Consider the following 19009-nt stretch of genomic DNA (forward strand, 5'->3'; position numbering starts at 1 on the left):
ATGCAACTGAACGATCTGCGTTCCGCGCCGGGTGCCCGTCGCGAAAAGCACCGTCCGGGCCGTGGCATCGGTAGCGGTCTGGGCAAGACCGGTGGCCGTGGTCACAAAGGTCAGACCTCCCGCTCCGGTGGCTCCATCGCTCCGGGCTTCGAGGGTGGTCAGCAGCCGCTGCACCGTCGTCTGCCGAAGTTCGGCTTCAACTCGCTGAAGGCTCTGGATCGCGCAGAAGTGCGTACCTCCGAACTGGCCAAGGTCGAGGGTGATGTCGTAACCGTGCAGTCCCTGAAGGATGCCAACGTGATTAACCAGAACGTGCAGCGTGTGAAAGTCATGCTGTCCGGCGAAGTTACTCGCGCAGTCACCCTGAAAGGCATCGGCGCCACCAAAGGCGCTCGTGCGGCTATCGAAGCAGCTGGCGGCAAAATCGAGGACTAAATGGCTAAGCAAGGTGCTCTCTCTGCGCTGAGCAACGGTGGTGGTTTGTCCGAGCTCTGGGCACGTCTGCGTTTCCTGTTCCTGGCGATCATCGTCTACCGGATCGGCGCGCATATCCCAGTTCCGGGCATAAACCCCGATCGCTTGGCGGCACTGTTCCGGCAGAACGAGGGGACCATTCTTAGCCTCTTCAACATGTTTTCCGGCGGCGCGCTGGAGCGCATGAGTATTTTTGCACTGGGGATCATGCCGTACATCTCGGCATCGATCATCATGCAGCTCATGACCGCTATCAGCCCGCAGTTGGAGCAGTTGAAGAAAGAGGGTGAGTCTGGGCGTCGCAAGATCAGCCAGTACACCCGCTACGCAACTCTCGTCCTGGCTTTGGTCCAGGCCATCGGTATGTCCGTTGGCCTGGGCAGTCAGGGCGTGGCCTTCTCCAACGACTTCGGCTTCTACTTCGTGTCGGTCACCACCTTCGTGGCAGGTGCGCTGTTCATGATGTGGCTGGGGGAGCAGATCACTGAGCGGGGTGTCGGTAACGGCATTTCCATGCTGATCTTCTCCGGTATCGTCGCTGGTCTGCCTCGAGCGATCGGGCAGTCCTTCGAATCCGCGCGTCAAGGTGACATCAACATCTTCGCTCTGATTGCCATCGGCCTGCTGGCCGTGGCCATCATTGCGTTCGTGGTGTTTATCGAGCGTGGTCAGCGTCGTATCGCGGTGCATTACGCCAAGCGGCAACAAGGTCGCAAGGTGTTTGCAGCCCAGACAAGCCATCTGCCGCTGAAAGTGAACATGGCGGGTGTAATCCCCGCAATTTTCGCCAGCAGCATTCTGCTGTTCCCGGCATCCCTGGGTGCCTGGTTCGGCCAGTCGGAAGGCCTGGGTTGGCTGCAGGACGTCGCGCAAGCGATCGCGCCGGGGCAGCCATTGAATATTCTGCTGTTTAGTGCAGGGATCGTTTTCTTCTGCTTCTTCTACACAGCGCTGATGTTCAACCCGAAGGACGTGGCGGAAAACCTCAAGAAGTCCGGTGCATTTATTCCGGGTATTCGTCCGGGCGAACAGTCGGCGCGTTATATTGATGGCGTGCTGACCCGTTTGACCATGTTCGGTGCCCTGTACATGACGGCTGTGTGTCTGCTGCCCCAGTTCCTGGTCGTAGCTGCCCACGTACCGTTCTACCTTGGCGGGACCTCGTTGCTGATCGTGGTCGTGGTTGTGATGGACTTTATGGCCCAAGTACAATCGCACCTCGTTTCTCATCAGTACGAATCCCTCATGAAGAAAGCAAACCTGAAGGGTTACGGCAGCGGCATGCTGCGCTGATCCGTAAGGTCCGAGGAGTCACTGATGAAAGTTCGTGCATCGGTAAAGAAGCTGTGCCGTAACTGCAAGATCATCCGTCGCGAAGGCGTCGTTCGTGTGATCTGCAGCGCGGAACCGCGTCACAAGCAGCGCCAAGGCTGAGTGTGAGCCACGCGTTATAGCCCGGCAGCTAGTGCGCTGCCGGGTTGATTATTTGTTATTACAGCGCTAATATCCGCGCCCTTTCTTGGCTTCCTGGGCGCCGGGTAGCTGTCAATTGGAGTTTTTCTGAATGGCCCGTATTGCAGGCGTAAACATTCCGGATAACAAGCACACTGTTATCTCGCTGACCTACATCTATGGTGTTGGTCGCACTACCGCACAGAGCATCTGTGCAGCCACCGGCATCAGCCCGGCTGCGAAGATCAAGGACCTGAGCGAAGAGCAGATCGATTCGCTGCGTACCGAGGTGGCCAAGCTGACCACCGAAGGTGACCTGCGCCGTGAAATCAACATGAACATCAAGCGTCTGATGGACCTCGGTTGCTACCGTGGTCTGCGTCATCGTCGTGGTCTGCCGGTTCGCGGTCAGCGTACCAAGACCAACGCGCGCACCCGCAAGGGCCCGCGTAAGCCGATCCGCAAGTAATCGCTTAGGAATTTAGTCATGGCAAAACCTGCTGCTCGTCCTCGTAAGAAAGTAAAAAAGACGGTGGTTGACGGGATCGCGCATATCCACGCGTCCTTCAACAACACCATCGTTACCATCACTGACCGTCAGGGCAATGCTCTGTCCTGGGCTACCTCCGGTGGTTCGGGTTTCCGCGGCTCGCGTAAGAGCACTCCGTTCGCTGCTCAGGTAGCGGCCGAGCGTGCCGGCCAGGCTGCTCTGGAATACGGTCTGAAGAACCTCGACGTCAACGTCAAGGGCCCGGGGCCGGGCCGTGAGTCGGCTGTTCGTGCGCTGAATGCCTGCGGTTACAAGATCGCCAGCATCACCGACGTAACCCCGATCCCGCACAACGGCTGCCGTCCGCCGAAAAAGCGTCGCGTGTAATAGGAGACAGTGAGAAATGGCTCGTTACATTGGTCCCAAGTGCAAACTGTCTCGCCGCGAAGGCACTGATCTGTTCCTGAAGAGCGGCGTCCGTGCCCTCGACTCGAAGTGCAAGGCAGAAAACGTTCCTGGCCAGCATGGCCAGCGTCGTGGCCGTCTGTCCGACTACGGTCTGCAGCTGCGCGAGAAGCAGAAGGTCCGCCGTATCTACGGTGTTCTGGAACGTCAATTCCGTGGCTACTATCAGGAAGCGTCCCGCCGCAAGGGCTCCACTGGTGAGAACTTGCTGCAACTGCTGGAATGCCGTCTGGACAACGTCGTCTACCGTATGGGCTTCGGTTCCACTCGTTCCGAATCTCGTCAGCTGGTGTCGCACAAGACCATCAGCGTGAACGGTCAGACCGTGAACATCCCGTCCTACCAGGTCAAAGCCGGTGATGTCGTTGCTGTTCGCGAGAAGTCGAAGAACCAGCTGCGTATCGCCCAAGCTCTGGACCTGTGCGCCCAGCGCGGTCGCGTTGAGTGGGTCGAAGTGGATACCGACAAGAAGTCCGGCACCTTCAAAAGTGTTCCGGCTCGTGCCGATCTGTCCGCCGACATCAACGAAAACCTGATTGTCGAGCTCTACTCCAAGTAAGGGCTAGAAAATAGGTGCATCCATGCAGAGTTCGGTAAATGAGTTCCTGACCCCCCGCCACATTGATGTGCAGGTGGTCAGCCAAACCCGCGCCAAGATCACCCTCGAGCCCCTCGAGCGTGGTTTCGGCCATACCCTGGGCAACGCGCTGCGTCGCATCCTGTTGTCCTCCATGCCTGGCTGTGCAGTAGTCGAGGCCGAGATCGATGGCGTACTCCACGAGTACTCCGCCATCGAAGGTGTGCAGGAAGATGTCATCGAGATCCTGCTCAACCTGAAAGGCCTGGCCATCAAGCTGCACGGCCGTGACGAAGTGACGCTGACCCTGGCGAAAAAGGGCTCGGGTGTGGTGACCGCTGCCGATATTCAGCTGGATCATGATGTCGAGATCGTCAACGGTGACCATGTTATTGCCCACCTGGCCGATAACGGCGCGCTGAACATGAAGCTGAAAGTCGCTCGTGGCCGTGGCTACGAGCCGGCTGATGCTCGTTCGAGTGATGAAGACGAAAGCCGTAGTATCGGTCGTCTGCAGCTCGATGCCTCGTTCAGCCCCGTACGTCGTGTTGCCTACGTGGTCGAGAACGCCCGTGTCGAACAGCGTACCAACCTGGACAAGCTTGTCCTCGATCTGGAAACCAACGGTACCCTGGATCCTGAAGAGGCTATCCGTCGCGCCGCTACCATCCTGCAGCAGCAGCTGGCAGCGTTCGTGGACCTCAAAGGTGACAGCGAGCCTGTCGTTGAAGAGCAGGAAGACGAGATCGATCCGATCCTGCTGCGTCCGGTCGATGACCTGGAGCTGACCGTCCGTTCGGCCAACTGCCTCAAGGCGGAGAACATCTACTACATCGGCGACCTGATTCAGCGTACCGAAGTAGAGCTGCTCAAAACTCCGAACCTGGGCAAGAAGTCCCTGACCGAAATCAAGGACGTTCTGGCCTCTCGCGGTCTGTCCCTCGGTATGCGCCTCGACAACTGGCCGCCGGCAAGTCTCAAGAAAGACGACAAGGCTACTGCCTGATCGTCGTAGCTACCGAACGTAAAGTTTGGAAAGGAATTGAACCATGCGCCATCGTAAAAGTGGTCGTCACCTGAGCCGCACCAGCGCGCACCGCAAGGCTATGTTCCAGAACATGGCTGTGTCGCTCTTCGAACACGAACTGATTAAAACCACCCTGCCCAAGGCCAAGGAACTGCGTCGCGTTGCCGAGCCGCTGATCACCCTGGCTAAAGTGGATAGTGTTGCCAACCGTCGTCTGGCTTTCGACCGCACTCGTTCGAAAGAAGCTGTAGGCAAGCTGTTCAACGAACTGGGCAAGCGCTACGCCAACCGTCCGGGCGGCTACCTGCGCATCCTGAAGTGCGGTTTCCGTGCCGGCGACAACGCTCCTATGGCGTACGTCGAGCTGGTAGACCGTGCTGTTGGCGGTGCTGTTGAAGCTGCCGAGTAAGGTTTACGCCTTATAAGAAACCGGGCCCTGTGCCCGGTTTTTTATTGCTTTTTGAAAAGTTTTTCTCTATCGATCATCTCAAGCCAATAAATTGGATGATCGATCCTCAGTCAACGATCCTTGACGACGCTGACTTCTACCAGGAACTGCGCTGGATCAACAGCCGGGCCGCATGTAGAGGCGCTTAATTGTCCGATCGGGATGTCGGGCCGTGCTCACCTCTCTGGTGAGTTGCTGGTTGCCGCCGCCCCGCCGTTGAGGAGAGTAACGATGAGCGACAAAACCCGCCTGACGACCGCTGCTGGAGCGCCGGTCGCTGACAACCAGAATGTGCAGACTGCCGGGCCGCGAGGCCCCATGTTGCTGCAGGATGTCTGGTTCCTAGAGAAGCTCGCGCACTTCGACCGCGAAGTGATTCCGGAACGTCGTATGCACGCCAAGGGCTCCGCTGCCTACGGCACCTTCACGGTGACTCACGACATCACTCGCTACACGCGCGCCAAGCTCTTCTCCGAAATTGGCAAGAAGACCGATCTATTCCTGCGCTTCTCCACGGTCGCGGGCGAGCGAGGTGCCGCTGACGCTGAGCGGGATATCCGCGGTTTCGCGCTGAAGTTCTACACCGAAGAAGGCAATTGGGACCTGGTCGGCAACAATACGCCGGTCTTCTACTTCCGCGACCCGCTGAAGTTCCCGGATCTGAACCACGTCGTGAAGCGCGACCCACGCACTAACCTGCGCAATGCCACCCTGAAGTGGGACTTCTTCTCCCACCTTCCCGAGGCGCTGCACCAGTTGACCATCGACTTCAGCGATCGCGGTCTGCCGCGCAGCTATCGGCATGTCCACGGCTTCGGTAGTCACACCTTCAGCTTCATCAATGCCAGCAACGAACGCTTCTGGGTCAAGTTCCACTTCAAGACCCAGCAGGGAATCGAGAACCTGAGCAATGAGGAAGCTGCCAAATTGGTCGGTGCCGACCGAGAAAGCTCACAGCGCGATCTGTACGATGCCATCGAGCGCGGCGATTTCCCGCGCTGGACGATGTATGTGCAGATCATGCCGGAGAAGGACGCGTCTACCTACCGCTATAACCCGTTCGACCTGACCAAGGTTTGGCCACATGGTGACTACCCGCTGATCGAGGTGGGCTATTTCGAGCTCAATCGCAACCCGGCGAACTACTTTGCGGAAGTCGAACAGTCGGCTTTCAGTCCGGCTAACATCGTTCCCGGTATTGGGTTCTCGCCTGACCGTATGCTTCAGGGCCGCTTGTTCTCCTACGGTGACGCGCACCGCTATCGCCTGGGGGTGAACCACCACCAGATCCCGGTGAACGCCGCACGCAACAATCCGCGTATCTACCATCGCGACGGCGCCATGCGGGTCGACGGCAACAACAGCGACATGACGGTCACATACGAGCCCAACAGCTTCAGCCAATGGCAGGAGCAGCCGGACTATTCCGAGCCACCGCTGACCCTGGAGGGCACTGCCGACCACTGGAACCATCGTGTCGACGATGATTACTACAGCCAGCCAGCCGCTCTGTTCCGGTTGTTCGACGTCGCTCAGCGGCAGCGTCTGTTCGAGAATATCGCTGGCGACATGGCAGGCGTGCCAGAGGCGATACAGCGTCGCCAGCTTGCGCTGTTCTTCAAGATCGACCCGGCCTACGGCGAAGGCGTTGCCAAGGCGCTGGGCCTGAAGCTCGGCTAACCTCAAGCAGTGAAGCGAACCGCCCTCCCTGGAGGGCGGTTTCGTTTCGGCTGCGATCCGTGCTTGACCCCAATCATGGCCAGTCGCGACCATAGCGCAGTTCAATTCGCTGTCACGTTCCAGGGAGAAGGCTGATGCAAGGCCACGCTGAGGTTATCGACTATCTGAACACGCTGCTGACCGGCGAACTCGCCGCACGTGATCAGTACTTCATCCACTCGCGCATGTATGAAGACTGGGGTTTCACCAAGCTCTACGAGCGCCTCAACCACGAGATGGAAGAGGAGACCCAGCACGCCGACGCCCTGCTGCGCCGCATCCTGCTGCTCGAAGGCACCCCGCGAATGCGCCCGGACGACATCCACCCGGGCAAAACCGTACCGGAGATGCTCGAAGCGGACCTCAAGCTTGAACGCCATGTCCGCGCGGCGCTGGCCAAGGGCATCGCCCTGTGCGAGCAGCATAAGGACTTTGTCACTCGCGACATCCTTCGCGTGCAACTGACCGACACCGAGGAAGACCACGCCTACTGGCTGGAGCAGCAGCTCGGCCTGATCAAGAAGGTGGGGTTGGAGAATTACCTGCAGTCGCAGATCTAAGTCCGCGACCGTGGTTTCAAGGAAGCCCTCGGCGTTGACGCGCCGGGGGGCTTTTTCTTTGCAGGAATACAGTAGTTCTGAACAGACAAGAAAAAGCCCCTGTGCCTTTCGGCGGCAGGGGCTTTCCAGATCGAGACGGGTCAGGCCCGGTCTCGCTCCAGCAGCGGCTTGAGGAAATGCCCGGTATGTGACACCTCCAGTTCCGCGACCTGCTCCGGTGTACCGGTGGCGATGATCTGCCCGCCCTTGGAGCCGCCCTCGGGGCCGAGATCCACCAGCCAGTCGGCGGTCTTGATCACATCCAGATTGTGCTCGATCACCACGACGGTATTGCCGTGGTCGCGCAGGCGATGCAGTACATCGAGCAGTTGCTGGATATCCGCGAAGTGTAGGCCGGTGGTCGGTTCGTCGAGGATGTACAGCGTCTTGCCGGTATCACGCTTGGACAGCTCGCGGGACAGCTTCACCCTCTGCGCCTCACCGCCGGACAGTGTGGTCGCGCTCTGGCCGAGCTTGATGTACGACAAGCCGACATCCATCAGCGTCTGTAGCTTGCGGGCAATGGCCGGCACGGCGTCGAAGAACGCGCGAGCGTCCTCGATGGTCATATCGAGCACCTCGGTGATGCTCTTGCCCTTGTAGCGGACTTCCAGGGTCTCGCGGTTGTAGCGCTTGCCCTTGCAGACATCACAGGGGACGTAGATGTCCGGCAGGAAGTGCATCTCCACCTTGATCACGCCGTCGCCCTGGCAGGCCTCGCAGCGGCCGCCCTTCACGTTGAACGAGAAGCGCCCCGGGCCATAACCACGCGAGCGGGCCTCCGGCACGCCGGCGAACAGCTCGCGAATAGGCGTGAACAGACCGGTGTAGGTCGCCGGGTTGGAGCGCGGCGTGCGACCGATCGGACTCTGGTCGATGTCCACCACCTTGTCCAGGTGTTGCAGGCCGTCGAACGAGTCGTAGGGCGCAACTTCCAGGGTGGTAGCGCCGTTGAGCGCCGTGGCGGTAATCGGGAACAGCGTGTTGTTGATCAGCGTCGACTTGCCCGAGCCGGATACCCCGGTGACGCAGGTGAACAGGCCGACCGGGATTTCCAGGTTGACGTTCTGTAGGTTGTTGCCGCGCGCGCCCTTGAGCTTGAGCAACTGTTTCTTGTTGCGCGGCGTACGTTGGGCCGGCACAACGATCTTGGTGCGGCCAGACAGGTAGGCGCCGGTAACCGAGTCCGGGTGGTCCATCACCTGCTGCGGCGTGCCCTCGGCGACGATCTGGCCGCCATGCACACCTGCACCGGGGCCGATGTCGACCACATAGTCCGCCAGGCGGATGGCGTCCTCGTCGTGTTCGACCACGATCACCGTGTTGCCCAGGTTACGCAGGTGGGTGAGGGTGCCCAGCAGGCGCTCGTTGTCGCGTTGGTGCAGGCCGATGGACGGTTCGTCGAGGATGTACATCACGCCCACGAGGCCCGCGCCGATCTGGCTGGCCAGGCGGATACGCTGGGCCTCGCCGCCGGACAGGGTATCGGCGCTGCGGTCCAGGGTCAGATAGTCGAGGCCCACGTTCACCAGGAACTGCAGGCGCTCGCGGATTTCCTTGAGGATCTTCGATGCGATCTCGCCACGCCGGCCCGTCAGGGTCAGCCCCTCGGCATACTCGCAGGCCGTGCCCACCGGCATCGCGGTGATCGCCGGCAGCGTCTTGTCGCCCACCCACACATGGCGTGCTTCGCGGCGCAGGCGGGTGCCGTGGCAGTCCGGGCAGGGCTGGGTGCTGAGGAACTTGGCCAGTTCCTCGCGCACGGTGGCCGACTCAGTCTCGCGGTAACGGCGCTCCAGGTTCGGCAGGATGCCCTCGAAGGGGTGCGCGCGCTTGACGATATCGCCACGGTCGTTGAGGTAGCGGAACTCGACGTTCTCGCGGCCCGAGCCGTTGAGGATGAACTTCTGGTGCTCCGGGTCGAGTTCCTGGAACGGCTCCTCCAGGCTGAAACCGAAGTGCCCGGCGAGCGAGCCGAGCATCTGGAAGTAGTAGACGTTGCGCCGGTCCCAGCCGCGGATCGCCCCCTCGGCAAGCGTCAGTTCGCCGTTGACCACCCTGCGTGCGTCGAAGAACTGCTTCACGCCCAGGCCATCGCAGGTCGGGCAGGCGCCGGCCGGGTTGTTGAAGGAGAACAGCTTGGGTTCCAGCTCGCTGATCGAGTGGCCGCAGACCGGGCAGGCGAAGCGAGCGGAGAAGATCATCTCTTCGCCTTCCTCATCGTCCATCGGAGCGACCAGGGCGATGCCGTCGGCCAGATTGATCGCCGTCTCGAACGATTCCGCCAGGCGCTGCTGTAGATCGGCGCGCACCTTGAAACGGTCGACCACGATGTCGATGGAGTGCTTGAGCTTCTTGTCCAGCTTGGGCACTTCGTCCAGCTCGTAGAGCTTGCCGTCGACGCGGGCGCGAACGAAGCCCTGGGCGCGCATTTCCTCGAACACGGCCAGATGCTCACCTTTGCGCTCGCGGATCACCGGAGCCAGCAGCATCAGCTTGCGGCCTTCGGGCAGCGCCAGCACCTGGTCGACCATCTGGCTGACCGTCTGTGCTTCCAGCGGGATGTCGTGATCCGGGCAGCGAGGGATGCCGACGCGCGCATAGAGCAGGCGCAGGTAATCGTAGATCTCGGTGATGGTGCCCACGGTGGAGCGGGGATTGTGCGAGGTGGACTTCTGCTCGATGGAAATCGCCGGCGACAGACCTTCGATGGTGTCGACGTCGGGCTTTTCCATCATCGAGAGGAACTGCCGGGCGTAGGCCGACAGGGATTCCACATAGCGACGCTGGCCTTCGGCGTAGAGCGTGTCGAAGGCCAGGGACGACTTGCCGGAGCCGGACAGGCCGGTGATCACGATCAGCTTGTCGCGGGGCAGGGTCAGGTCGATGTTCTTCAGGTTGTGGGTACGTGCCCCACGGATGAGGATCTTGTCCACAGCGGCCTCGCATGGCGGGCGAAAACCATTGAGTATACGGCTGGCCGCGAGTGCGCGGCAAAGTGGCGCGAGTGTGCCGGCGCGTAGCAGGACTGATAGAATGCGCGGCTATTTTTCGGCGTTGGCATCAGCCGGTCATCCACCCAGCGGATAGACACGCCGTCACGGGGGCCATTCGGCGCGTCCCCCAAATCCGTCATCCCACGAGGGGCTTATGCACGATTCCCACACTGAGCGCATGAGCGGCACCGAAACCCGCGCGGCCGCCGGCCTGTCCCTGGTATTCGCGTTCCGCATGCTCGGCATGTTCATGGTCCTGCCGGTCCTGGCGACCTACGGCCAGGACCTCGCCGGTTCGACGCCGGCGCTGATCGGCCTTGCCATCGGTGCCTACGGCCTGACTCAGGCGATCCTGCAGATTCCGCTGGGCACGCTGTCCGACCGCATCGGTCGCCGCCCGATCATCGTCGTCGGCCTGCTGGTGTTTGCCGCTGGCGCCGCGCTGGCAGCCAATGCCGACTCCATCTGGGGCATTATCGCCGGCCGCGTGCTGCAAGGCGCCGGTGCGATTTCCGCCGCCGTGATGGCCATGCTCTCGGACCTCACCCGTGAACAGCATCGCACCAAGGCAATGGCGATGATTGGCATGAGCATCGGCGTTTCCTTCGCCGTGGCGATGGTCGCCGGCCCGGTGCTGACTCACTGGTTCGGCCTGCACGGGCTGTTCTGGTTCACCGCTGGCATGGCCCTGGTCGGCATGCTGATCATCCTGTTCGTCGTGCCGACGCCGGATCACCGCATGCAGCATCGTGAATCCAGCGTGGCCAGGCAGTCACTCATTCCGACACTGAAGAATGGGGAACTGCTGCGCCTGGACGCTGGCATCCTTGTCCTGCATGCCATCCTCATGGCCAGCTTCGTCGCCCTGCCGCTGGCGCTGGTCGAGCGCGCCGGGCTGCCCAAGGAACAGCATTGGTGGGTCTACCTGACCGCGCTGCTGGTCGGCTTCTTCGGCATGGTGCCGTTCATCATCTACGCCGAGAAGAAGCGCCAGATGAAGCGCGTGTTGAGCGGGGCGGTGGCGACCCTGATGCTCTGCGAACTGTACTTCTGGTTCTTCGGCAACGGCCTGAAGGAACTGGTGTTCGGCATCATCGTCTACTTCACCGCGTTCAACCTGCTGGAGGCCTCGCTGCCATCGCTGGTGAGCAAGGTGTCGCCCGCTGGCGGCAAGGGCACGGCGATGGGCGTGTACTCCACCAGCCAGTTCCTCGGTGCCGCGATTGGCGGCATCCTGGGCGGCTGGATGTTCCAGCATGGTGGGTTGAATGGGGTGTTCATCGGCTGCGCGGCGCTGGCTGCCATCTGGCTGGCGATTGCTGTTACCATGCGTGAACCGCCGTATGTAACGAGTATTCGCCTGCCTCTGTCCGATGAGGCGCTGCGCGATGCTTCGTTGGCCGAGCGTTTCAAGGCATTGCCCGGTGTGAGCGATGTGATGGTGGTCGCCGAAGAGGCTGCTGCTTATGTCAAAGTAGATTCCCAACAAGTGGATCGCATGTCCCTCGAGCGCCTGGCCGGTGCCGAGCCGGCGACGTGCTGAAGCCTTTAGGAGAGCGTCATGGCCCGTGGGGTTAACAAAGTCATTCTGGTTGGTAACGTCGGTGGCGATCCGGAAACCCGCTACCTGCCCAACGGCAACGCCGTAACCAACGTCACCCTGGCTACCAGCGAGAGCTGGAAGGACAAGCAGACCGGCCAGCAGCAGGAACGTACCGAGTGGCACCGCGTGGTGTTCTTCGGTCGCCTGGCGGAAATCGTCGCCGAGTACGTGCGCAAGGGCTCGCAGATCTACGTCGAAGGTAGCCTGCGCACCCGCAAGTGGCAGGGTCAGGACGGCCAGGACCGTTACACCACCGAAATCGTGGTCGACATCAACGGCAACATGCAACTGCTCGGTGGCCGTCCGGGCGCCGGTGGTGACGACGCCCCGCGTGCTCCGCGCGAGCCGCAGCAGCGGCCGCAGCAGGCGCCGCGTCCGGCCCCGCAGCAGCAGTCCCAGCCCGCGCCGCAACCGGCTCCGGACTACGACAGCTTCGACGACGACATTCCGTTCTGAACCGGATGGGTCGTTCCCCCAAGAGCGCAGCCTTCGAGCTGCGCTTTTGCGTTTCTGGGACGCTCGTTTTGGCGACTGCTCGTAACAGTCTTTCTCGGAAGTGCGTATTTAATTAGCCAGCTAATTAAATGATTCTGGAGCTGCCTTGATGTACGGCAAACCCGGAGAAGAAGAGACATGAGCATTACAGTGACCGAGCGTGACGACGACCACAAATCCCGCGAGTTCCGCGCCTTGGGTGGGCGTTGCTGGGATGTGCACCAGGGAGGCCAGTTGGTGGGTATCTTCCACAGCGAGCGCGAAGCGGCAGCCTATCGTGTGGCGCTGGAGCTGGAACAGCGCTACCGCCTCGCTGCCGAGTTCTGACTGGCCAGCAGCCCCGCTATGCGGGGCTTCTTTCTGCCCGGAGAATCAGTGCGAAAGCTTGCGTAGCTGGCGCGCCGGGATGCCGATCAACAGAATCAGCGCGCCGAGGATCAGTGCCAGGCCGATCACATCGAAGGCCAGATACAGGCTGCCGGTGGCGGATTTGATTGCGCCGACCACGATCTGGCTGATCACTCCCGCCATGCCGCCAATGGCGCTGATGACTGCAATGCCGCCTGCCGCGCCAGATGGGCTGAGCAGGGCCGGTGGAATGGTCCAGAACAGCGACAGAGCGGACATCGCCGTTGCCGCACCGACGGTCATCAGGGCCACCGAGAGCAGCAAGTGGCCCTGGGCGAAGCCGAGCAGGAAGAAGCACGCCGCGCTGACCAGCATGGTCGTGCCGACATGCCAGCGGCGCTCCTGGCGCCGGTCGGAGCTGCGCCCGAGCAGATACATGCCGACGATACCTACCGCATATGGCAGGCTGGCCAGCAGACCGATGTACTGGATGTCCTCCACACCGAAGCCGCGGATCAGCGTCGGCATCCAGTAGGAAACGGTATTCGAACCGCTATAGACGCAGAAGAACACCAGGCCGGCGATGTAGACCCGAGGGTCGCGCAGCACATCAAGGAACCGACTGTGCTCCCCTGGTTTCACTGCTTCGGCGGCCAGCGCGGCTTCCAGGTGTTTCCTTTCCTCTTCGCTCAGCCATTTTGCGTCGCGCGGGCGGTCCGCCAGCCAGTACCAGCCGAATATCCCCAGCAGCACGGCGGGGATGCCTTCCAGGACGAATAGAACCTGCCAGTCGCGCAAGCCCAGCCAGCCGTGGAAGTGAGTCATTATCCAGCCGGCCAGCGGCCCGCTGGCGATCCCCGCGACCATCGCCGACATGACGAACACCGCGGTGATCCGGCCGCGCAAGGCCGAGGGGAACCAGTAGGTGAGGTAGAGAATTACGCCCGGGAAGAACCCGGCCTCGGCGACCCCGAGGAAGAAGCGGGCGACGATCAACTGGTTGGCCGTGGTGACGAAGGCGGTGGCGACCGTCACCAGCCCCCACAGCACCATGATCCGCGTCAGCGTGGCGCGGGCGCCGACGCGCTGCATGTAGAGGTTGCTGGGAATCTCGAACAGGATGTAGCCCAGGTAGAAGATGCCGGCGCCGATCCCGTAGGCGGCCTCGCTCAGAGCGATGTCCTCGGCCATGCGCAGCTTGGCGAAGGAAATGTTCAGGCGGTCGATGGCGTTGATCGCGTAGGCGAAGACCAGGAATGGCAACAGGCGCCAGATTACCTTGCGGTAGAGCGCCCGGGTCGATGCCGGGGAGGATGTCGCGGCAGGCGCGAGCGTCTCGAACGTATGACTCATGTTTGCTCCTGCTGGCGTGGCCAGATTGTTCTTGTTGTGCGCGAAGGCGGACAGGAGCGACGAGAATAGGGTGGCGCCAGAAGGGCGAAACTCACCCGAAGGGAGGTTAAAAGGGTGGTAATTGTAAGGTGAAGTTGCAGAGGGCTGGCCCCTGCAACCGGGTGACCGTTCGTGGGAGCGGGGCCCCGCCTCTCGTCGGAGAGGCGCGATCCGGGGCCGTGGAGGCCCCGAATGTCAGCGATACCAGCGCGGTGTGTACACCCAGTCGCCACCGCTGGCGCGGGGGAAGCGGCGGGTCAGCGACGAGCCGACGATCACCAGGGTGCGCATGTCCACCATTTCTGGCGTCAGCTCACCCAGCGTCAGCACCTTCAGCGCCTCGGCGGGGCGGCCTATGTCGCGGCCCAGCACCACCAGCGTTTCTGCCGCTCGATGACGGCGGACGATTTCCAGCGCGCGCCCCAGTTGCCACGGGCGGGCCCTGGAGATCGGGTTGTAGAACGCCATCGCCAGGTCGGCCGCGCCGGCATGCTCCAGGCGATTCTCGATTACCTCCCACGGCTTGAGGTTGTCCGACAGCGAAAGCAGGCAGAAATCGTGGCCCAGCGGCGCGCCGGCGCGGGCGGCGGCGGCGAGCGCGGCGGAGACGCCCGGCAGCACCTCCAGCTCCACCGAATGCCAGTGCGGGTCTTCGCTCTCGTGCAGCGCCTCCATGACCGCCGCCGCCATCGCGAAGACGCCGGGGTCTCCGGACGAAATCACCACCACCCGGCGTCCGCTGGCGGCCAGTTCGAAGGCGTGACGGGCGCGCTGCATTTCCTCTCGGTTGTCGGTGCAGTGGCGCACCTGGTCTGCACGCAGCGGCTCGGCCATCTTCACGTAGGTCTTGTAACCGAGCAGGTCCTGGGCTTCGTCCAGCGCGCGACGCACGGCGGGGATCATGAAGTCGCGCTCGCCCGGTCCAAGGCCGATCACGCTCAGCCGTCCACGTACCTGACCGATGCGCTCGGCCTCGGCAGGTGTCGCGGCGCGGTGCAGATGGAAGGAATCGCCATGCAGCACCGCCGGTGGCAGCTCGGCGTCCCGGGTGATGAAGCGCAGCGGTACGCCCAGCTTGCGGGCGGCTCCGGCCAGCGCCGGGTCGGCCATCCGGCAGCGCGGCGCCACCAGCGCGGCGAGCGACAGGCGTGCCAGCCGCGCCTGGTCCAGGCCCTGGAGAATACGCTCGGGCAACTGCGAGTCGACCAGCGTGACATGCGCCAGCACCACCCTGGGATGAATGCGCAGCTCGTTGTGCTCCAGGCCGTCAGCGGACGCGTCGATCCGCAGCACGTGGCTGGCATCCTCCGCCAGCGGCAGCTCCATGCCAGCAAGCCACGGCGCGTCGCCGTCAATGCGCAGGGTGTCGCCGCCCAGCAGGTCGGAAACGAAGCGCTTGCCCTGTTCGAGGTCGTTCAGCGCGTACCCTTCAGGCGGATCGAGCAAGCAGGCGCCGAAGCGCAGCTCGCCGCTGGTGGTGATCGCCGGGGCGACGTCGAGCATCGCGGCGATTTCGCGGGCCATGCGGTTCACTCCGCCCAGCCCGCCCAGCAACGGCACCACCGCGCTGCCATCCTCGGCCACCGCCAGTACCGGCGGCTCGGCGCCTTTCTCGCCGAGCAGCGGGGCAAGGCCGCGGATGACGATACCGGCGGCGCACAGCGCGACGATCGGCACGTTGTCGAGGTAGAGCTGGCGCAGGGTTTCGCCGAAGTTCGCGTAGCTCTGGTCGGCGCCCTTCACGCGTTCGGCCAGGCCGTGGATCGTGGCCTGCGGGTACAGGCCCTGGATGCGGCGCGCAGTGGCCAGCGCGCCCTGGCCGAGAATGACGATGGCGGCCCGCATCAGCCATTCCACCGTTGGCCGGGGATGACGATCATCGAGAAATAGGGCGAAGCCATCGGGTCGACGTCATCCAGCGCGACGATGCGCTGCTCGCGCATGGTTGCCCGCTCGACGTAGTGGGCGCCGCCGTCGCGGTCCAGCTCGCGCAGCACGCGGCGGACCTTGTCGAAGTTGCGCCCCAGCTTCATTACCACCGCCGCGTCGGCGTCGGCCAGGCGACGCTTGAGCTCGGCTTCCGGCAGCACGCCGGACAGCACCGAGAGGCTCTGGTTGCGGTAGACCAGCGGCACGCCCAGTACCGATGCGCTGCCCAGCATCGAGCAGACACCGGGCACCACGTCGGTTTCGTAGCGGTCGGCCAGACGGTCGTGCAGATACATGTAGGAACCATAGAAGAACGGGTCGCCTTCACAGATCACCGCTACGTCGCGACCGGCGTCGAGATGCTCGGCCACCTGCGCGGCGGCGGTGTCGTAGAAGTCGCTGATCACCCCTTCATAGGTCAGCGGCGGCTCCAGCTTCTCGGTGGTCACCGGATACACCAGCGGCAGGCGCAACTGCGCCTCGTCCAGATGCTCCGCGATGATGCCGAAGGCGTTGCCGCCCTGGCCGGCATGATGCTTGGCCTTGGCCACGAAGTAGCCGATCACCGGCGCCGCGCGCAGCAGCCGCAGCGCCTTGAGTGTGAGCAATTCCGGGTCGCCCGGGCCGACGCCCAGGCCGAGCAGACGGCCCGCCATCACTCCACCTCCGTGGCCAGTGCGTTGACCGCGGCGGCCGCCATCGCGCTGCCGCCGCGGCGGCCGCGCACGATCACGTAGGGCACGCCACGGCTGTCGGCGGCGAGTGCATCCTTGGATTCCATCGCGCCGACGAAGCCGACCGGGAAGCCGAGGATCAGCGCCGGTTTCGGCGCGCCGGCGTCGAGCATTTCCAGCAGATAGAAGAGCGCGGTGGGGGCATTGCCGATCACTACCACGCTGCCTTCCAGGTGTTTGCGCCAGTGCTCCAGCGCCACCGCCGAACGGGTGTTGCCACGCGCGCGGGCCAGTGCGGGAACGTCGGGGTCGTTGAGGGTGCAGATCACCTGATTGTCCGCCGGCAGGCGGGCCCGGGTGATGCCTTCGCCGACCATTCGCGCGTCGCAGAGAATCGGCGCGCCGTTGGCCAGGGCCGTGCGGCCGGCAGTACCGGCACCCGGCGAAAAGCGCAGGTCCTGCACCACGTCGACCATGCCGCAGGCGTGGATCACCCGCACGGCGAGTTTTTCCAGGTCGGCGGGAATCCCGGAGAGATCGGCTTCGGCGCGGATGGTGGCGAAGGATTGGCGATAGATCGCCTGCCCATCGCGGATGTAATCAAGCATCGGGTATGGCTCCGGCCACGGCGAGCAGTTCGCCGGCGGCGTCGAGGGACAGATTGCGCGCCAGGGGCTGGCCGAATCCGGCCAGGCCGTCGGTGCGGCGGAACAGGTCATAGCGGCCGTCGGCGACGGCCAGCAGGGTGTAAGGGGCGACATGGGCTGCGGCGCAGGAACGCCGGCAGCCGCACAGATGCACACCGGCTGGCGGCGCCAGGCGCAGGCGGTCGGCCAGGCGCAGGGCGTCGGCCTTGGTGTCGGCCAGCCCGCGTGCGCAACCGCTGGAGCCACTGCAGGCGACGATGCGCGAAAGCGGCCGGGCAGCGTCGATCAGCAGGCCGAGATTACCCAGCGCGCCCAGCACCACGGCGGCATCGATCTGGGCGACATCGGGCAGGATCAGGCTCTGCCACGGCGTCAGGCGCAACTGCCCACCGCTGAAACGCTCCGCCAGGTCGGCGAGGCCGAGCAAGGTGGCGCTGTCGAGACGACCGAGGACAAAGCCGGCGCCGACCAGAGCGCGCCCCGGCTGGCGCTGGGGCCGGATGCCGAGGTGCGCGAAGGCCGGCGTCGCCGGGCGTCGCCAGTTATCCACAGCCGTGCCCTGGCACAGTGGGAACGGCAGGCGCTGGCGCAGGCGCTCCAGCAGAGTTTCGTCGCCGAGCATCTCGCGCAGGTGGCGCATGCGCGTTTGGCCGTCTCCGGCGAGATCGAGGAACAGATGCAGCAAGGTTTCCACCAGCAGTGGAGCCTGCGCGGCGGGAACCGCGGCCAGGGGCGGGCAGTCCCGGGCATGGCGGGGTGGGCAGCCGGCCACGCCGAAGGCGAGCTGCGGGGCTTCGTCGGCGGACATGGCCGACAGCCAGATATCGTTGGGATGCTCCAGCATCGCCAGGGACTCGCCACCATCCAGTTGCACACCGAACTTGGGTGACAGGCCGTGGAAGCGCGGTGTGCGCTCCAGCAGGTCGAGCAACTGGCGGGCCAGCGGCCCGGCGTCGAAGCGCGTGGCGATGTCCAGGCCGATGGCGGGGCTGACCAGCAGGTTGCGCACGTCGTCGGCCGCCAGCTCGCGCGGGCCGAGGCCGGCAGCCAGCAGGTCGGCGCTCAGCGAGCGCTCGGCGCCGGCATGCACGCCGCGAATCTGCAGGTTGGCGCGGTTGGTCGCTTCCAGCACACCGTCGGCATGGCGTTCGGCGGCCTCGGCAATGGCGCGGGCTGCGCGGGCATCGAGTTGTCCACAGGGCAGCTTGATACGGCAGATGCCGCCATCGCGGGAGGCCACGATGCGCAGCAGGCCAGGGCAGGCCGAAGGACGGACGGACAGGGAGGTCGATTCGCTCACGGGGTCACCAGGGCTGGGTCGCGGTGACCTGCGAGCCCCCCGAAAGGGACTTCACGACATCAAGACACCCCGCTCGATGTGCGCACACGCGACTGGTCTCGTCGGCAGGTCTCCTGGCTGGCAGGTCGGCATCCGACGCGGCCTTCCCGGTTACCCAGTGGCCAAACCGAATGCCGGAAACTCCAGGTTTCAGACGTTCGGGACTGCGCGGACTCGCTGCATACAGTTGCGGGGGCAGCCACGGTTGATCCGTGTTCCCTCTTCGGCCCGGTCGGAAGCATCGCTCTGTCACTTGCGAAGCATCCTGCGGGCACCGACGATGCGGGTATTATGCCTGCTTTGCCCGACGGCTGGAAAAGCCTCCCCGTCGGATC

At 63.5% G+C, this 19009-nt stretch carries 19 protein-coding genes and 1 riboswitch; of the genes, 13 read left to right on the plus strand and 6 right to left on the minus strand.

Translation table 11 applies throughout. The features are described from left to right. The 10 genes from rplO to bfr all read left to right on the plus strand — a co-directional run bounded on the left by rplO (position 1) and on the right by bfr (position 7212). Positions 1-435, plus strand: a complete 435-nt coding sequence (gene rplO / locus OU419_RS03425; RefSeq protein WP_254471380.1) for a 50S ribosomal protein L15 — start codon at positions 1-3, stop codon at positions 433-435. Beyond that, on the plus strand, positions 436-1767 hold the full coding sequence (gene secY / locus OU419_RS03430) for a preprotein translocase subunit SecY (protein ID WP_254471379.1): 1332 nt from the start codon (positions 436-438) through the stop codon (positions 1765-1767). It begins immediately after the preceding gene. Positions 1768-1791: 24 nt separating this feature from the next. Then, positions 1792-1908 (plus strand): 50S ribosomal protein L36, encoded by a 117-nt coding sequence (rpmJ, locus tag OU419_RS03435; protein ID WP_002555468.1) that lies wholly within the window; start codon positions 1792-1794, stop codon positions 1906-1908. A gap of 130 nt (positions 1909-2038) precedes the next feature. Further along, positions 2039-2395 (plus strand): 30S ribosomal protein S13, encoded by a 357-nt coding sequence (rpsM, locus tag OU419_RS03440; RefSeq protein ID WP_017521894.1) that lies wholly within the window; start codon positions 2039-2041, stop codon positions 2393-2395. 18 nt (positions 2396-2413) lie between these two features. Continuing rightward, a complete protein-coding gene (gene rpsK, locus OU419_RS03445; protein WP_003093689.1) occupies positions 2414-2803 on the plus strand; it encodes a 30S ribosomal protein S11 in 390 nt (129 codons plus the stop codon). A 16-nt stretch (positions 2804-2819) separates the two neighbouring features. Next, positions 2820-3440 carry a 30S ribosomal protein S4 gene (gene rpsD, locus OU419_RS03450; RefSeq protein ID WP_254471378.1) on the plus strand — a complete coding sequence of 207 codons (621 nt, stop codon included), beginning with the start codon at positions 2820-2822 and terminating at the stop codon, positions 3438-3440. 22 nt (positions 3441-3462) lie between these two features. Then, positions 3463-4464 (plus strand): DNA-directed RNA polymerase subunit alpha, encoded by a 1002-nt coding sequence (locus OU419_RS03455; protein ID WP_009617182.1) that lies wholly within the window; start codon positions 3463-3465, stop codon positions 4462-4464. A 43-nt stretch (positions 4465-4507) separates the two neighbouring features. Next, complete coding sequence (gene rplQ, locus OU419_RS03460; RefSeq protein ID WP_254471377.1) at positions 4508-4894, plus strand: 50S ribosomal protein L17; 387 nt, start codon at positions 4508-4510, stop codon at positions 4892-4894. A gap of 270 nt (positions 4895-5164) precedes the next feature. Further along, positions 5165-6613 carry a catalase KatA gene (gene katA / locus OU419_RS03465; RefSeq protein WP_254471376.1) on the plus strand — a complete coding sequence of 483 codons (1449 nt, stop codon included), beginning with the start codon at positions 5165-5167 and terminating at the stop codon, positions 6611-6613. Positions 6614-6747: 134 nt separating this feature from the next. Beyond that, positions 6748-7212 (plus strand): bacterioferritin, encoded by a 465-nt coding sequence (gene bfr, locus OU419_RS03470; protein ID WP_254471375.1) that lies wholly within the window; start codon positions 6748-6750, stop codon positions 7210-7212. A gap of 140 nt (positions 7213-7352) precedes the next feature. Here bfr and uvrA read toward each other — a convergent pair whose 3' ends face one another. Beyond that, a complete protein-coding gene (uvrA, locus tag OU419_RS03475) occupies positions 7353-10187 on the minus strand; it encodes an excinuclease ABC subunit UvrA (RefSeq protein ID WP_254471374.1) in 2835 nt (944 codons plus the stop codon). 214 nt (positions 10188-10401) lie between these two features. Between uvrA and OU419_RS03480 the strand changes: the two genes are divergently transcribed. The 3 genes from OU419_RS03480 to OU419_RS03490 all read left to right on the plus strand — a co-directional run bounded on the left by OU419_RS03480 (position 10402) and on the right by OU419_RS03490 (position 12672). Beyond that, a complete protein-coding gene (locus tag OU419_RS03480) occupies positions 10402-11790 on the plus strand; it encodes an MFS transporter (protein ID WP_254471373.1) in 1389 nt (462 codons plus the stop codon). A gap of 18 nt (positions 11791-11808) precedes the next feature. Next, positions 11809-12306 carry a single-stranded DNA-binding protein gene (gene ssb, locus OU419_RS03485; protein WP_254471372.1) on the plus strand — a complete coding sequence of 166 codons (498 nt, stop codon included), beginning with the start codon at positions 11809-11811 and terminating at the stop codon, positions 12304-12306. 177 nt (positions 12307-12483) lie between these two features. Beyond that, the gene (locus OU419_RS03490; RefSeq protein WP_254471371.1) at positions 12484-12672 is read left to right on the plus strand and encodes a hypothetical protein; all 189 of its coding nucleotides are present in this window, start codon (positions 12484-12486) and stop codon (positions 12670-12672) included. A gap of 45 nt (positions 12673-12717) precedes the next feature. On the opposite strand, the gene OU419_RS03495 is transcribed toward OU419_RS03490, so the two are convergent. The 5 genes from OU419_RS03495 to cobG form a co-directional block, all read right to left on the minus strand. After that, positions 12718-14046, minus strand: a complete 1329-nt coding sequence (locus OU419_RS03495) for an MFS transporter (protein WP_254471370.1) — start codon at positions 14044-14046, stop codon at positions 12718-12720. Between the two features lie 234 nt (positions 14047-14280). After that, positions 14281-15930 (minus strand): precorrin-3B C(17)-methyltransferase, encoded by a 1650-nt coding sequence (cobJ, locus tag OU419_RS03500; RefSeq protein WP_254471369.1) that lies wholly within the window; start codon positions 15928-15930, stop codon positions 14281-14283. Further along, positions 15930-16670 (minus strand): precorrin-2 C(20)-methyltransferase, encoded by a 741-nt coding sequence (locus OU419_RS03505; protein WP_254471368.1) that lies wholly within the window; start codon positions 16668-16670, stop codon positions 15930-15932. The genes cobJ and OU419_RS03505 overlap by 1 nt, the downstream gene beginning before the upstream one ends. After that, positions 16670-17296: a precorrin-8X methylmutase gene (locus OU419_RS03510; RefSeq protein ID WP_254471367.1), complete on the minus strand. Its 627-nt coding sequence runs from the start codon at positions 17294-17296 to the stop codon at positions 16670-16672. Before OU419_RS03510 ends, OU419_RS03505 begins: the two co-directional genes overlap by 1 nt. Next, positions 17289-18635 carry a precorrin-3B synthase gene (gene cobG, locus OU419_RS03515; RefSeq protein WP_254471366.1) on the minus strand — a complete coding sequence of 449 codons (1347 nt, stop codon included), beginning with the start codon at positions 18633-18635 and terminating at the stop codon, positions 17289-17291. Before cobG ends, OU419_RS03510 begins: the two co-directional genes overlap by 8 nt. An 86-nt stretch (positions 18636-18721) precedes the next feature. After that, positions 18722-18968, minus strand: a riboswitch (cobalamin riboswitch). Positions 18969-19009: the final 41 nt, after the last annotated feature.

Origin of the sequence: Pseudomonas triclosanedens (assembly GCF_026686735.1) — a bacterium.
Classification (GTDB): domain Bacteria; phylum Pseudomonadota; class Gammaproteobacteria; order Pseudomonadales; family Pseudomonadaceae; genus Pseudomonas; species Pseudomonas triclosanedens.

What these genes read in the sequence shown, in the direction of transcription:
- OU419_RS03480 (WP_254471373.1), top strand. Translation starts at nt 10,402, where the DNA reads ATGCACGATTCCCACACTGAGCGCATGAGCGGCACCGAAACCCGCGCG.
- rplQ (WP_254471377.1), top strand. Translation starts at nt 4,508, where the DNA reads ATGCGCCATCGTAAAAGTGGTCGTCACCTGAGCCGCACCAGCGCGCAC.
- OU419_RS03490 (WP_254471371.1), top strand. Translation starts at nt 12,484, where the DNA reads ATGAGCATTACAGTGACCGAGCGTGACGACGACCACAAATCCCGCGAG.
- ssb (WP_254471372.1), top strand. Translation starts at nt 11,809, where the DNA reads ATGGCCCGTGGGGTTAACAAAGTCATTCTGGTTGGTAACGTCGGTGGC.
- OU419_RS03455 (WP_009617182.1), top strand. Translation starts at nt 3,463, where the DNA reads ATGCAGAGTTCGGTAAATGAGTTCCTGACCCCCCGCCACATTGATGTG.
- OU419_RS03510 (WP_254471367.1), bottom strand. Translation starts at nt 17,296, where the DNA reads ATGCTTGATTACATCCGCGATGGGCAGGCGATCTATCGCCAATCCTTC.
- rplO (WP_254471380.1), top strand. Translation starts at nt 1, where the DNA reads ATGCAACTGAACGATCTGCGTTCCGCGCCGGGTGCCCGTCGCGAAAAG.
- rpsK (WP_003093689.1), top strand. Translation starts at nt 2,414, where the DNA reads ATGGCAAAACCTGCTGCTCGTCCTCGTAAGAAAGTAAAAAAGACGGTG.
- secY (WP_254471379.1), top strand. Translation starts at nt 436, where the DNA reads ATGGCTAAGCAAGGTGCTCTCTCTGCGCTGAGCAACGGTGGTGGTTTG.
- OU419_RS03495 (WP_254471370.1), bottom strand. Translation starts at nt 14,046, where the DNA reads ATGAGTCATACGTTCGAGACGCTCGCGCCTGCCGCGACATCCTCCCCG.
- OU419_RS03505 (WP_254471368.1), bottom strand. Translation starts at nt 16,670, where the DNA reads ATGGCGGGCCGTCTGCTCGGCCTGGGCGTCGGCCCGGGCGACCCGGAA.
- rpmJ (WP_002555468.1), top strand. Translation starts at nt 1,792, where the DNA reads ATGAAAGTTCGTGCATCGGTAAAGAAGCTGTGCCGTAACTGCAAGATC.
- rpsM (WP_017521894.1), top strand. Translation starts at nt 2,039, where the DNA reads ATGGCCCGTATTGCAGGCGTAAACATTCCGGATAACAAGCACACTGTT.
- rpsD (WP_254471378.1), top strand. Translation starts at nt 2,820, where the DNA reads ATGGCTCGTTACATTGGTCCCAAGTGCAAACTGTCTCGCCGCGAAGGC.
- bfr (WP_254471375.1), top strand. Translation starts at nt 6,748, where the DNA reads ATGCAAGGCCACGCTGAGGTTATCGACTATCTGAACACGCTGCTGACC.
- katA (WP_254471376.1), top strand. Translation starts at nt 5,165, where the DNA reads ATGAGCGACAAAACCCGCCTGACGACCGCTGCTGGAGCGCCGGTCGCT.
- cobJ (WP_254471369.1), bottom strand. Translation starts at nt 15,930, where the DNA reads ATGCGGGCCGCCATCGTCATTCTCGGCCAGGGCGCGCTGGCCACTGCG.